General features: G+C 66.1%; 14 protein-coding genes. 11 read left to right on the forward strand and 3 right to left on the reverse strand.

Annotated features, from left to right (window positions below):
- Positions 1-167 precede the first annotated feature (167 nt).
- Positions 168-782, reverse strand: a complete 615-nt coding sequence (locus G391_RS0108065; RefSeq protein ID WP_029087070.1) for a ribonuclease HII — start codon at positions 780-782, stop codon at positions 168-170.
- 190 nt (positions 783-972) lie between these two features.
- A complete protein-coding gene (locus G391_RS0108070) occupies positions 973-1551 on the reverse strand; it encodes a DNA-3-methyladenine glycosylase I (protein ID WP_029087071.1) in 579 nt (192 codons plus the stop codon).
- A gap of 65 nt (positions 1552-1616) precedes the next feature.
- Between G391_RS0108070 and G391_RS0108075 the strand changes: the two genes are divergently transcribed.
- A complete protein-coding gene (locus G391_RS0108075) occupies positions 1617-2249 on the forward strand; it encodes a hypothetical protein (protein WP_029087072.1) in 633 nt (210 codons plus the stop codon).
- A 1-nt stretch (position 2250) separates the two neighbouring features.
- Here G391_RS0108075 and G391_RS0108080 read toward each other — a convergent pair whose 3' ends face one another.
- Complete coding sequence (locus G391_RS0108080) at positions 2251-3684, reverse strand: cryptochrome/photolyase family protein (RefSeq protein WP_029087073.1); 1434 nt, start codon at positions 3682-3684, stop codon at positions 2251-2253.
- An 82-nt stretch (positions 3685-3766) separates the two neighbouring features.
- Between G391_RS0108080 and kdsA the strand changes: the two genes are divergently transcribed.
- The 10 genes from kdsA to G391_RS15180 all read left to right on the forward strand — a co-directional run bounded on the left by kdsA (position 3767) and on the right by G391_RS15180 (position 13741).
- Positions 3767-4621 carry a 3-deoxy-8-phosphooctulonate synthase gene (gene kdsA, locus G391_RS0108085; protein WP_156893904.1) on the forward strand — a complete coding sequence of 285 codons (855 nt, stop codon included), beginning with the start codon at positions 3767-3769 and terminating at the stop codon, positions 4619-4621.
- A gap of 8 nt (positions 4622-4629) precedes the next feature.
- Complete coding sequence (locus G391_RS0108090) at positions 4630-5400, forward strand: glycosyltransferase family 2 protein (RefSeq protein ID WP_029087075.1); 771 nt, start codon at positions 4630-4632, stop codon at positions 5398-5400.
- A complete protein-coding gene (locus G391_RS14270; RefSeq protein WP_051257229.1) occupies positions 5397-6125 on the forward strand; it encodes a glycosyltransferase family 2 protein in 729 nt (242 codons plus the stop codon). The genes G391_RS0108090 and G391_RS14270 overlap by 4 nt, the downstream gene beginning before the upstream one ends.
- 1 nt (position 6126) lies before the next feature.
- Positions 6127-8181, forward strand: a complete 2055-nt coding sequence (locus G391_RS15945) for an LpxL/LpxP family acyltransferase (protein WP_342663496.1) — start codon at positions 6127-6129, stop codon at positions 8179-8181.
- An 18-nt stretch (positions 8182-8199) separates the two neighbouring features.
- Positions 8200-9147, forward strand: coding sequence for a nucleoside hydrolase (locus G391_RS0108110; RefSeq protein ID WP_029087076.1), 948 nt, complete (start codon positions 8200-8202; stop codon positions 9145-9147).
- On the forward strand, positions 9144-9989 hold the full coding sequence (locus G391_RS0108115; RefSeq protein WP_029087077.1) for a ribokinase: 846 nt from the start codon (positions 9144-9146) through the stop codon (positions 9987-9989). The genes G391_RS0108110 and G391_RS0108115 overlap by 4 nt, the downstream gene beginning before the upstream one ends.
- The gene (locus tag G391_RS0108120) at positions 9986-10915 is read left to right on the forward strand and encodes an isopenicillin N synthase family dioxygenase (protein ID WP_029087078.1); all 930 of its coding nucleotides are present in this window, start codon (positions 9986-9988) and stop codon (positions 10913-10915) included. Before G391_RS0108115 ends, G391_RS0108120 begins: the two co-directional genes overlap by 4 nt.
- Before the next feature lie 8 nt (positions 10916-10923).
- Positions 10924-11670 (forward strand): class I SAM-dependent methyltransferase, encoded by a 747-nt coding sequence (locus tag G391_RS14280; protein WP_051257230.1) that lies wholly within the window; start codon positions 10924-10926, stop codon positions 11668-11670.
- On the forward strand, positions 11648-12145 hold the full coding sequence (locus tag G391_RS0108130) for a GAF domain-containing protein (RefSeq protein ID WP_029087079.1): 498 nt from the start codon (positions 11648-11650) through the stop codon (positions 12143-12145). The genes G391_RS14280 and G391_RS0108130 overlap by 23 nt, the downstream gene beginning before the upstream one ends.
- A gap of 225 nt (positions 12146-12370) precedes the next feature.
- On the forward strand, positions 12371-13741 hold the full coding sequence (locus G391_RS15180; RefSeq protein WP_051257231.1) for a flagellar hook-length control protein FliK: 1371 nt from the start codon (positions 12371-12373) through the stop codon (positions 13739-13741).

Raw genomic sequence — 13741 nt, forward strand, 5'->3', positions numbered from 1 at the left:
ACAGTGCACTAAGTGCAATAAGTGCACTATTTCGCGCCGGTCCTGGTCGTCAGATCGAGAAGAGCAGTCCGCTCCAACCCCATACACCAAAAGCCTCCGGCATCATCGCCTGACCTCCTGACCGTCACAGGATAGGTCCGTTCGAGGGTGCGGGGATAAACGACCTTTCAGATCAGTGCGCGCTGTTCAATCAGCGCCCGGATCGGGGCGAAGCTGCGCCGATGGATCGGGCAGGGGCCGAGGCGGTTGAGCGCCGCGACGTGGATGGGAGCGTGATAGCCCTTGTGGCCGGCGAAGCCGTAGCCGGGGAACTCTGCATCGGCCTCGATCATCAGCCGGTCGCGGGCCTGTTTGGCGAGGATGGAGGCGGCGGCGATAGAGGCGGATTTGCTGTCGCCCTTGACCAGCGGCTCCGTCGGGCAGGGCAGGTCAAACCGGTAGTTGCCGTCGACCAGGGCGAAGGCGGCGGGCGTGGCCAGCCCCTCGACCGCGCGGCGCATGGCCAGGCCGGTGGCCTTGAGGATGTTCAGCCGATCGATCTCCTCCACAGAGGCGAAGGCGACCGACCAGGCGACGGCGCGGGCCTTGATCTCGGCCTCCAGCGCGATGCGGCGGGCCTCGGTGAGCTTTTTGGAATCGTCCAGGCCCTCGGGGACGTCGGCCGGATCGAGGATGACGGCGGCGGCGGAAACGGGACCTGCCCACGGTCCGCGCCCGGCCTCGTCGACGCCGCAGACGGGCGCGGGGTGGCGGGATTCGAAGCTGAGGGAGGGCTTGGTCATGCGTCCTTCTCCCCTTGAGGGAGAAGGTGGCCGAGCGCAGCGAGGTCGGATGAGGGGTGGACGACTGGTTCCGTTTGAGCTTGTCCGCAGCGTCCACGGAATCGGACAGGTTTGCGCGACCCCTCATCCGTCAGTCCTTCGGACTGCCACCTTCTCTCGCAAGGGAAGAAGGCTGTCGCAGCTCGACCCATCATCGCCTCAGCGCCTTCACCGCTTCGTGCCGGTGGCACGGCGTGACGTGGTCGTTGACCATGCCGACGGCCTGCATGAAGGCATAGACGATCACGGGGCCGCAGAAGTTGAAGCCGCGGGCCTTGAGGGCCTTGGACATGGCGACGGACTGGGGCGTCTGGGTCGGGACCTCGGCCAGGGAGGCCCACTGGTTCTGGATCGGCGCGCCGTCGACGAAGCTCCACAGCCAGGCGGAGAAGTCCTCGCCGTTGTCGGCCATTTCGCACCAGATCTGGGCCCCGCGAATGGCGGCGTCGATCTTGGCGTTGGAGCGGACGATGCCGGCGTCGCCCATCAGCCGGGCGCGGTCGGCCTCGCCATAGAGGGCGACCTTGCGTGGATCGAAGCCGTCGAAGGCGGCGCGAAAGGCCTCGCGCTTTCTCAGGATGGTGATCCAGGCCAGGCCCGCCTGGAAACCGTCGAGCACCAGCTTCTCCCACAGGGCGCGGGCGTCATACTCGGGCACACCCCAGTCGGTGTCGTGATAGGCGACGTAGAGCGGGTCGGTCCCGCACCAGCCACAGCGCGATTCGGTCATGGGTGGAGCTTGCCAGATCGCGGCATCGGAGGTGAAGTGACGCTCGACCAAGAGCGGAGAGTTCGATGATTTCGCTATTGTTGGCTGCAAGCCTGATGACAGCCCAGACGCAACCGAGCGTGAACCTGTGCGCGGATGCACGCAACTGCCGGGATGTCGGGCAGGTCGCGATCCAGCTCGACGACCGGGTGGTGACGGCCAACATCAATGACAATCTGCCCTTTGTGACGCAGGACGGTCTGCAGCTTTTCCTCGGCGAGTCCGTTGTCCTGGAGGTTTCTGAAGCCGGGGCCTTGACCGTCGAGTCGCACAGCCCGGCCAATGAGATCATCACGCCGCCCAAACTGTCCCGTGCCGTCGAGGAAATGAACGCAGCGATCGCGGCATCGGGCCAGGACGTGGCACCGGGGACGATTGATCCTGTGCCGGATGGTCGTCCGTTAGATCGGCTGCGCGTGTCGCTGATGCAGGTCCCGGGCTCGGTTGACACGGTTCTGCTGGTCGAGAACGGCTACGACCGGCAGATCGACTATCGCGCCCAGATGCAAGTGCCGGGCCAGCGGGGCTTGCAGTATACGACGACCTGCGAACTCATCCCGCGCCTCATGGTTCTGGAACACTGGCCGCATCCGGTCGCTGTGATCAATATGGGATCGTTTCGAACGGTCCCGACCACGGGAACCATGACCTGCGATTGACCTAGCCCTTCGTCGCCTTCAGCGCCCCCAGGGCGCGGTCGCGAGCGCGGGCGTGGTCGACAATGGGGTTCGGATAGGTGTCGCCCAGCTTGACCCCCGCCATGGCCAGCACGCCAGGCGGGGCGGCCCAGGGCTTGTGGATCCAGTCGGTGGGCAGCCGGGCTAGCTCCGGGACCCAGCGGCTGACGTAGTCGCCGTTCGGGTCGAACGTCTCGCCCTGGCCGGTCGGATTGAAAATGCGGAAGAAGGGCGAGGCGTCGGCACCGGAGCCGGCGACCCACTGCCAGTTCTGGGCGTTCACGGCGGCGTCGGCATCGACCAGGGTGTCCCAGAACCAGCGCTCGCCTTCGCGCCAGTCGATCAGCAGATCCTTGATCAGAAACGAGGCGACGATCATCCGCACGCGATTGTGCATCCAGCCCGTGACCCATAGCTGGCGCATCCCGGCGTCGACGATGGGATAGCCGGTCTGGCCGCGCGTCCAGGCCTCCAGGCCCGCCGGGTCGTCGCGCCACTGCAGACGGTCGAACCCCTCGCGGAAATTGCGCGTGGCCAAGTCGGGGAAGCTCTCCATCAGCTGGATCGAGAACTCGCGCCAGGCCACCTCGGCGGCAAACTTCTCGGCCTGGCCGTGCGGAACGTCGCCGTGGTCGGCGGCGGTGCGGACGGTGGTGACGACCCGCCAGGGGTCGATCTCGCCGAAATGGAAATGCGGCGACAGGCGGCTGGTGCCCTCCCGGTCGGGCCGGTCGCGGTCGGTAGCGTAGTGACTGAGCGACCCGTCGATCAGATGGACCAGCGCTGCCAGCGCCCCGGCCTCACCGGGCGTCCAGTCGTCGAAGCCGGTGGACCAGTCAGGGTTTTTCGGGTGCAGGGCGAGTGAATCAATGTTGATTCCCGCGATGGGCGAAGTCGGTGCCGTCAAAGTCTCCGGCGCGCGACGACCGGGCCTCGAGCGAGCGGCGTCCCACAGGGCGCGTGCGAAGGGGGTGAAGACCTTGAACGGCTCGCCCCCCTTGGTGCGGACCGAACCGGGCGCCGCCAGCCGCGTGGCGTTGAAGCCGCGCACCTCGACGCCTCGGCCTTTGGCGGTTTCGGCGATGTCTGCGTCCCGCGCCCAGGCGGCCGGCTCGAACATCCGGTTCAGAAAGACGGCGTCGGCCCCGGTGTCGGCGATTAGCTGATCCAGCGTCCTGGCCGCATCGCCTGCGCGCACGACCAGCGGTGATCCCCGCGTCGCCAGATCGGCCTGAAGCGCGCGCAAACTCTTGTCGAGCCACCAGGCCGAGGCACCGCCGAGGGAGCGCCCATCGAGTGCCTCATCATGGATATAGACGGGGACGACCGGGCGTCCTGTCTCGACCGCCGCCGCCAGCGCCGGGTTGTCGCCCAGGCGCAAATCCCGCCGAAACCACAGGATGACCGGTTGATCCACGTCAGAAAGTCCTCTTTGCCTTGCGATTGGCTTGCGCCGCCGCCACTTCTTGGCCACTGAAACCCGAACGCTCAGGAACGCCATCGTGACCGCCCCTAACGCACAGATCCATATCCAGGCTCCGCGACCCGTCGTCATCGGCGGTGGCGAGAAACTGGCCTTCATCGCCGGCCCCTGCCAGATGGAAAGCCGCCAGCACGCGCTGGAGACGGCCGGTGCCCTGCGTGAGATCGCAGACCGGCTCGGGGTCGGGCTGATCTACAAGACCAGCTATGACAAGGCGAACCGCACCTCGGCCAATGCTGCGCGCGGGATTGGCTTGAAGGATGCCTTGCCGATCTTTGCGGAAATCCGCGAGGTGACGGGAATGCCGACCCTGACCGACGTGCACGAGGTCGAGCACTGTGCGCCTGTGGCCGAGGCCGTCGACGTGATCCAGATCCCGGCCTTCCTGAGCCGCCAGACGGATCTGTTGATTGCGGCGGCCCAGACCGGCCGCGTGGTCAATATCAAGAAGGGGCAGTTTCTCGCCCCCTGGGACATGAAGAACGTCATCGCCAAGGTGACCGGGGCAGGGAACCCCAATGTCATGGCCTGTGAGCGCGGCGTCTCGTTCGGTTACAACACCCTGGTGTCCGACATGCGAGCCTTGCCGGTGCTGAAGGAGATCGGATGCCCGGTGGTGTTCGATGCCACCCATTCCGTGCAGCAGCCCGGCGGGCAGGGAACGTCTTCCGGTGGACAGCGGGAGTTTGTGCCCATCCTGGCGCGGGCCGCCGTCGCCGTGGGCGTCGATGCCGTGTTCATCGAGACGCATCCCGACCCTGACCATGCCCCGTCCGATGGGCCGAACATGGTGCCCCTGGATCAGTTCGAGGCCCTGGCGGCCGAACTGCTCGAATATGACGCCCTGACCAAGCGACGTCAGGCGGCCTGATCCCGGCCATGGCGCGCGTCCGGCTCTCCTGTTGCATCATCGCCTTCAATGAGGCGGACCGTCTGGAGCGGTGCATAGAGGCCGTGCGCGACATCGCCGACGAGATTGTCGTGGTTGATTCCGGCTCGACAGACGGGACGGTCAATCTGGCCCAGTCACTGGGGGCTCAGGTCTTTCAACGGGCCTGGGACGGCTATGGTCCGCAGAAGCGGTTTGCCGAGGATTGCGCGCGCTTCGACTGGATCCTGAACCTGGACGCCGATGAGGTGGTGACACCCGCTCTGGCCAATGAGATCAAGACCCTGTTGTCGATCGCTCAGCCGCCCTTGCCGGCCTACCGAATTCGAATGCCGACGGTGTTTCCGGGGGCCACGCGGCCCCGGCTCTGGGCCGAGAGCCACAACTATGTGCGCCTGTATGATCGTCGCAAGGTGAGGTTCCGCGAGAGCCTGGTCCACGACACCGTCGACACCAAACATGAGCCGGTCGGCCAGCTCGAACACATTGCCCTGCACTATTCGAACCGCTCGATTGAACACGTCCGTCAGAAGCTGGACCGCTATACCCAGCTGCAGGCCAAGGAGCTGCGCAAATCGCCGCTGGCGATCTATCTTCGGCTGCCGTTCGAGTATCCGCTGGTCTTTTTCCGGTACTACATCCTGAGACGGAATTTCACCGGAGGGATGTTCGGCCTGCAGTCCAGCCATATCGCCGCCGAGATGCGGGTCCGACGCCTGCTAAGGATCCTCAAGGCCCAGGGTGAGGCGGCGCGGACATGAGTGGTGACGTTACCCTGGTCCTGACCTCGTGCGGGCGGTTCGATCTGCTGGAGAAGACGCTCGAAAGCCTCGAGGCGGCGGAGCCGACCGGCTTTGCCCACCGGATCATCATCGAGGATTCCGGCGATGCGGCGATGGCAGCGCGGATTAGCAAGCGGTTCCCGGACTATGAGCTGATCTTCAATCAGCCGAACATCGGGCAGATGCGTGCGATCGACCGTGCCTATGCGGCGGTGCGAACGCCCTATGTTTTTCATTGCGAGGACGACTGGCGTTTTGAGCCCGATCCGTTTCTCGACCCATGCCGCCAGGTGCTGGAGAACAATCCGACGGTCAGCGTCGCCTGCGTCCGCAAGCCGGCTGAACTGCACCCGAAATATCAGACCCGTCTGACCCCGCTGTCGGACGGCGTTGTCGTGATGCCGCCTGACGCCCACCCCGAATGGTTCGGCTATTCCTTCAATCCCAGCCTGGTCCGGCTGGAGAGCTGGCAGACCTACGGGCCCTTCGCGGAGCACGGCTCGGAAGAGGTTCTGTCCTATCGGCTCAAGAAGGATGGTTTCACGGTCGCCTTCCTGACGCCCGGCTCGGCCGAACATATCGGCGGCGACGCCCATGTCGAAGACCCGTTCCGAAAGGCCCGCGCCAAGGGGTTCTGGCCCAAGCTGCAGCGGTCCATCGACAAGCGTGTGACGCGTCTGAAGCGGCGTCTGGGGGCGGACTAGAGTGTCGCGTGACAACCCGACCCTGGGCGAGAAGATCAGCTGGCGCATAGAGGCGATCGGTTACGATCTGGTGGTGCTGTTGTTGCGCGCCTTGCCGGTGGACTGGGCCTCGGCCTTCGGAGGCTGGCTGTTTCGGACCATCGGCCCGTTGACCCCGGTGAACCGGACGGCCTCTGACAACCTGCGGCTGGCCTTTCCCAAGCTGAGTGAGCGCGAGCACGCCCGCCTGCTCAACGCCCAATGGGACAATGTCGGACGAACCTTTGCCGAATTCCCGCTGATGGACCGGATTCGTCCCGGCACGGGCCGCGTCGAGGTCATCAATGGTGAGCGGCTGGCGGAAATCCGCGACAGGGGCGAGCCGGTCGTCTTCGTCTCGGGCCATTTTGCCAACTGGGAGGTGATGCCGGCCACCATCGTCGAGTCCGGCGTCAACTGCCTGATGACCTATCGGGCCATGAACAATCCGCTGATCGACAAGCGGGTCAAGGAGGGGCGGGCGGCCTATGGCGTGAAGCTGTTTGCGCCCAAGGGTGAAGCCACCCGCGACCTGATGTCGGCCTTGTCGAACGGTCAGTCGGTCGCCTTGATGAACGACCAGAAATTCAACGCCGGCTTGGCGCTGCCCTTCTTTGGGCACGAGGCGCACACCGCGCCCGGACCGAGCCGGCTGGCGCTCAAATATGATGCGCCGCTACAAACCATGACGGTCGAGCGGACACGAGGGGCACGGTATCGTGTCGTCGTCCACGACCCGATCCACCTGGAACAGACCGGTGACCGGGCGCGCGACATTGAAACGGCCGTTCGGCGCGTGAACGCCTGGGTCGAGGCGCGCGTGCGCGAAAGACCCGAGGAATGGTTCTGGGTTCACAAGCGGTGGCCCAAGGAAACCTATGCGGCGCTGCGGGCCGAGGACAAGGCGCGCCACAAGCGATTTGTGTGGAGCCGCCGGGTCGCCCTGGCGCTGTCAGCCCTGCTGTTGTTCGGCGTGGCCGCCGCCTTCGCCTGGCGGGAAGATATCCTGCAAACCGGGCTGGACCCCAAGGTGCCGTTCCAGACCTATGAGCCGCCGGCCGCCCCGGACTATGCCAGCCCGGCGGCCTGGGCCCTGGCGGGGGAAGCCACCCGACCGCCCGGGACGGCGGACATCTTCTTTGTCCATCCCACCACCTATGACGGGGGTGCGGATTGGCTGGGCCCCATCGATGACGCCGCGTCGTCCGACCTGTTGCGGCGCGTCATGCTGCCCAATTATGCGGGGCCGTTTGCCCGCGTTGGCCGGATCTATGCACCCCTCTATCGCCAGTCGAGCCTCTATACGCAGCTGACCCTGCGTGACGACGCGCGCGACGCGCGGGCCTTTGTCTATCGGGACATTCGGGCGGCGTTTGATCACTATCGGGCGACGTGGGATTCGGGTCGGCCTTTGATCCTGGCGGGGACAGGGCAGGGGGCTGAGCTGGTCGCACGCCTGGCCGATGAGGTGCTGAGACAGGATCCCGCGCTGCGTCAGCGACTGGTGGCTGTCTATGTCGTGGACGCCATCGTCCCGGAGGATACCCATCGGGCAACCGACCTGCTGCCGGCCTGTCAGTCGCGGGCCCAGGCGGGGTGTCTGGTCGCCTTTGCCCAGGTTCGCGAAGGGGCCGACGATGTGGCGCGACGCCGGGTCGATCGCGCTCAGGTCTGGACGGATCGTGGTGCCCTGACCGGCCTTGAGGGGCGCTTGCCCCTGTGTGTCAATCCAGTTCTGGGGGCTCAGAGCGATGCGCTTGCACCGGCGCGGCTGAGCCTGGGAGCAGCCAACGCCAGCGGCCTGGAATGGGGTTCGCGCCCACCCTTCATCTCGCGCCAGATCGAAACGCAGTGCGTCGACGGGGTGTTGCGTCACTCGCTGCCGCGGTCCGAGTCCCTGCGGCCGAGCGGGTCGTGGGCGGATCGCAGAAAGTCACCGCCTTACAATCTGTTCTACGCAGACATTGAGGCGGATGCCCTGGAGCGGGTGGCCGTGTTCGAACGCTCGACGCGGCCTGGGCTTGTTCACGGCGAATGAGGCTCCGATAACCGGCGCATGAACGCATCCATCCCCGTCATCATCGATTGCGACCCCGGCGTGGACGACGCCGTCGCCCTGTTCCTGGCCTTTGCCGCGCCCGAACTGGACATTCTCGCGGTTACGACGGTCGGCGGAAACGTTCCGGCAGATCGGACGGCCCGAAACGGACGACTGCTGAGACAGATCGCCGGTCTGACCGATCAGCCGCCCGTTTATGCCGGCGCAGCCCAGCCGCTCGAACGCAGCCTGGACATCGCGGACCATTTCCATGGGCCGGAGGGCCTGGGCACGCTGGAGCCGTTCGAGCCGTCGGTGCCCCTAGCGGCGGGGTCGTCCGCTGAGGCTATTGTTGATCTGGTGATGGAGGCCGCGCCCGGCACGATCACTCTGGCGGTAACCGGACCGATGACCAATGTGGCGCTGGCCCTGCGTCGGGAACCCCAGGTAGCCGAGCGCCTCAAGCGGATTGTCGCGATGGGCGGCTCGCGCAGCGAGGGGGGCAACATCACCGCCAGTGCCGAGTACAATATCTGGGCCGACCCCGAGGCCGCCCATGAGGTGCTGTCGGCAGCGGTAGAGGTGGTGATGCTGGGGCTGGACGTGACCCATCAGGTTCGCACGCCGGATGCGGTGATCGACACGATCCGCGCCATCGGCACGCCTGCCGCCGAGGCTACGGCGGCGATGCTGGACTATGGCCAGTACACGGCCCGCAAGTGGCGCGAGGGCCAGGAGGGCCCGATGCACGACCCGTGTGTCATCGCCTATATCCTGCGACCCGACCTGTTCGACGTGCGCCCTTGCGACATTCAGGTTGAGACGATCTCGACACTGACGCGGGGGCACACCCAGGTCGAGTTCCGCCTGGCTGAAGGCGCGACCCCGCGCCACTTCTGGGGCGTGAAGGCGGATCGCGACGGGGTATTTGACCTGATCGTGTCGGCCCTGAGGGCTCAGGCATGAAGATCGCGGTGCTCGGCTCGATCAACCTGGATATCGTCGCCTCGGGTGCGCCGTTGCCGCGCGCGGGGGAAACGGTGTCAGGGGCGCGGCTGGACCAGCACCCCGGCGGCAAGGGTGCCAATCAGGCCTATGCGGCCCGCCGGCTGGGCGCTGACACCGAGATGTACGGGCGGGTCGGACGCGACCCGTTTGCGGAACCGGCGCTGGACCTGCTGAAGCGCGGTGGCACGAACCTGGCTCACGTTCTCATTGACGATGAGCACCCGACCGGCGTGGCTCTGATCGCCGTGTCGCCTGAAGGCGAAAACCAGATCACCGTCTGCTCCGGCGCCAATGCTGCGGTGGCCGCGCCGCAACGGATTGAGGCGGGCGCGCTGATCTGTCAGCTCGAAGTTCCGATCGAGACGGTCGCAGATGCGTTTGACGCCTTTGACGGCTTCGCGGTGGCCAATCTGGCACCGGCGGCGGCGGTTCCCGATCGCCTGATGGCCCGGGCCGATCTGCTGGTGGTCAACGAAACCGAGATGGAATTCTACGGCGAGAGCCTTTTCTGGTCGCCGGCCCTGATCGCCGTCACCCTGGGTGCCCGAGGCGCCGAGTTGTGGAGGCAGGGCGAGCGGATCGCCGCGGCCACGCCCCCTCAGGTTGAGGTCGTTGACACGACCGGAGCCGGCGATGTCTTTGTCGCGGCCTTGACGGTGGCCCTGATGGAGCAACAGTCACCGCAGGATGCGTTGCGGTTCGCCTGTGCCGCAGGGGCACTGGCCACCACACGTCCGGGCGCGCAACCCGCCGCGCCGACGCGCGCCGAGGTCGAGGCTATGCTAGGAGGTCACTCATGACTCGCGCCGTTCCTGAACTCAGCCTCGCCGCATTTCTGGAAGGCACGCCCGACGCGCGCGCCGCCTTTTCGGCTGAGCTGATGCGCGGTTTGCAGGACTATGGCTTTGTGGTTCTTCGGGATCACGGCGTGCCGGTTGAACTTCTGGACGCCGCCTATGCGGCCGCGGAGGCGGTCTTCGCCTTGCCGGAAGCGACCAAGCGCCAGTCTGCGGCGGGGATGCGCGGCTACACGCCGTTCGGGGTCGAGCACGCCAAGGATTCCGGCAAACCGGACCTCAAGGAATTTTGGCAGGTCGGCCACGCCCCGGCGCGCCGGGATCTGAATGATGAGCCGTTCGAGCCGAACGTCTGGCCTGAGGATGTTCCCGCCTTTCAGGCGACGGTGACGGAGCTGTTCGATCGGCTCAACGACACAGGCATGGTGGTTCTCCAGGCCCTGGCCCCCGAGCTGGGGCTGACCACTCATTGGTTCGACGACAAGGTTCGATGGGGCACCTCGCTGTTGCGGATTCTGCATTATCCGCCGGTCTCAGCCGACACCCCCGAGGGCGCGGTGCGCTCGGCAGCCCATGAAGACATCAACTTCCTGACCCTGATGCCGGCGGCGCGGGGGACGGGGCTTGAACTCCTGGATCGAGACGGGAGCTGGCTGCCGATTGTGGCCGATCCCTCAACCCTGATTGTCGACAGCGGGGACATGATGGCGCGCCTGACCAATGGGGTGATCCCGGCGACGACCCATCGGGTGGTCAATCCCAGCGGGCCGAATGTCAGCCGCTATTCGATGCCGTTCTTCATGCATCCGACCTTGGCGACATCTCTGGATGTCCTGCCGTCGTGCCGCAGCCATGCGCCGGTTCCGCCGCCGATCACAGCGGGTGAACTTCTGGATGAACGTCTGCGTGCCATCGGGCTGCGGGCCTAGCGATCCCTGTGTCCTACGCGGACCTGACCTGGAATGACCCGAATGCGGTCAAACGCTGGCTCCAGCATCGGCGTATCCGGGATGCGCTCGACCAGATCGGCCCGGATCAGGCGCGCGGCCTGATCGTCGACTTCGGCGGCGGTGACGGGATGCTGGCCGAAGTGATTCAGAAGCGATGGCCCGGCACGCGCGTCGTCGTCTTTGAACCCTATGCCGAGATGGCCGAGGCGGCGCGGCGCCGGCTGGATGTCTATCCGACGGTGTCCGTGGTCGAGCGGGAAGTGGACCTACCCCCCGGGGCCGACGTCATCTTTTGCACGGAGGTCTTCGAGCATCTCCCGGACGTTGAGACGGATCGGGCGTTGGACGAAATCGACCGCATTCTGAAGGCTGGGGGCCGGTTGGTGATCGGCGTGCCGGTTGAGGTCGGCCCCCCGGCCCTGTTGAAGGGCCTGTTCCGGCATTGGCGCAGGGCGGGGGCCTATGACGCCGATTTGGGTCGCATCTGGCAGGCTACGACGGGGCGAGCCCCCACGGACCGCCCCCCGGAAATGCTCGGGCCGGATCGGAAATACCATTCCTTTCACCTGGGCTTCGACCATCGGCAACTGCGCCGCAGACTTGAGGAACGGTTCGGGCACGCACGCCTGACGGGAAGCCCCTTTCGCATCGTGCCTGTTTTCCTCAACAGCGAAGCCTATCTAACCCTGACCAAGCCGGAGACTGTCCCCCATGGCCCACGTCGCACGCGATGACCGCCCCACTGACAAGGCTGAACGCTATCAGGAGGTGAGCGAGGAGATCCGGGCCGTTCTCCTGGGCGAGCCGAGCCGGATCGCGCGCATGGCCACGGTCGCCTCGATGCTGGCGGACGCCTTTGCGGCGTTCATCTGGACGGGGTTCTATCTGGTCGACCCCGACAAGCCCGGCGAACTGGTCGTGGGCCCCTATCAAGGGAAGCTGGGTTGTCTGAGGATCCCCTTCGGCAGGGGGGTGTGCGGTCGCGCGGCCGAGCAACGGCAAACCCAGGTGATCGCAGACGTCCACGCCTTTGAAGGTCACATCGCCTGCGACAGCCGTTCGAATTCCGAGATCGTGGTTCCGGTCACCGATATCCGCGGCGATCTGATCGGCGTTCTGGATATCGATTCCGCCGACTTCGGGACATTCGACGGCGTTGATGCCCAGGCCCTGGAACGGTTGATCAGCGAGATATTTGCCGAGGCCTAGGGAATGATGCCGATCACGCTGCGGGCGGCAAGGCCGGACCGGACCAGGCGGCAAAATCAGCCGAGGGCGGTCAAATCTGACTGCCTAACAGGTCGTTAAAATCAATATAAACAACATCATAAATGTGGGCGGCGGTTGGCCCATGGGTTGCTTGGAAGGGGTCGAATAACCCCTGCGCCGAACGCGCTGCTCCATACGGGCCCCTGGCGGCCCCAGATCGCGTTCATGCTGCCTATCGACCTCCTCAGCCCTGCGGCCATGTCTGGCCAGACCCCGTCGACCGGCGAGCCCGGCGATGCAGGTCTGTTCACGGGCCTGCTGGAAAGCCAGGGTGCCTCGCGGCCCCGAGGGCGCTTGGGTTTTGGTGCGCGCCTGGCCGAGCAGACAGAATCTGTGATGCGTCTGGAAGACTCGCCAGAGATCGGTCTGTTCACGGGCGGTGGCCTGTGGCCTTCCGATCAACCCCTGGTCAATCCCGGCCCTGGAAATGAGGGCAAGGCGGATGGCCCGCTGATCAATCCGGGGCCGACGAACGAGAGCAAGCCGCTGGGACCGTTGATCAATCCCGGCGCGGGTGGTCAGGCCAAGACCGATGGGCCGCTGATCAATTCTGGCCCTGGGTCGGTCAAACCTGAAGCGCCGCTGGTGAATCCCGGTCCGACGCAGACCAAGCCGGACGTGCCCCTGGTCCTGCCCGGCACCGGTGCTGCGGCGGCGGCGGGACCGGCTGCTGAAAGTGCCATGGCGACGGCGCTCCAGGCCTTGTCCGCTGATGGGCAGGTTGAGGCGGTGGGGGCCATTGCACAGGCCGCTCAACAGACGGTGGCCCGCGCGCCCGAGACATCGATCGTGAGCCAGCCGTCAGCCCCGGCGCTCGATCTGGAGGCGATCGACCCCGAGGTGATCCTGTCGCCGCAGACCGACGGCCCGGTGGCGGCAGGCGGCGCGGCATCCTCTGGCGGGAGCCAGGCGGGCGCGGCGACGACGGGAGGTGCCGTCCAGGGCGCACAGCCTTCGACAGGGTCGTCTGTTGAAGCCGTCGATATTCGACAGACAGACGACGCGGCCACCGATCCCCAGGCGGCGGAAGCCGACATGACCGTGGCCTCGGCGATGCCGGAGCCGATCACGGTGACGCACACGAGCCGGGCCGATGCGGCCAGTGTCGCGGGTCGTCTGTCCTTTGATGCTCTGGCCCAGGTGTCGGCCCAGATCATCCGCCGGCTCGAGACGCGGGTGACCCGTTTCGACATGGAGCTGAACCCGGTCGAGCTGGGTCGCGTGGACGTTCGGCTGGATATTGACGCTGAGGGGCGCCTGGCGGCGCGTCTGGCGTTTGATAATCCGCTGGCGGCGACGGAGCTGCGCGGGCGGGTCGAGGAGCTGCGTCGCGACCTTCAGCAGGCCGGCTTCCAGCTGGCGGAAGACGCTTTCTCGTTCACGGATCGCGGGGGTTCGGACGATCGCCGCAGCTTTGATGCTGATGACCGCCGCCGCGCCCATGCGCGGTCTATCGAGGCTGCCGATCAGACAGACATCGCGGCCCAACCGGCCCTGCGCACTCTGACGCGGCTGGGTCTGGATGTGAGGGTCTAG

It is taken from the genome of Brevundimonas aveniformis DSM 17977, from assembly GCF_000428765.1.
GTDB lineage: Bacteria > Pseudomonadota > Alphaproteobacteria > Caulobacterales > Caulobacteraceae > Brevundimonas > Brevundimonas aveniformis.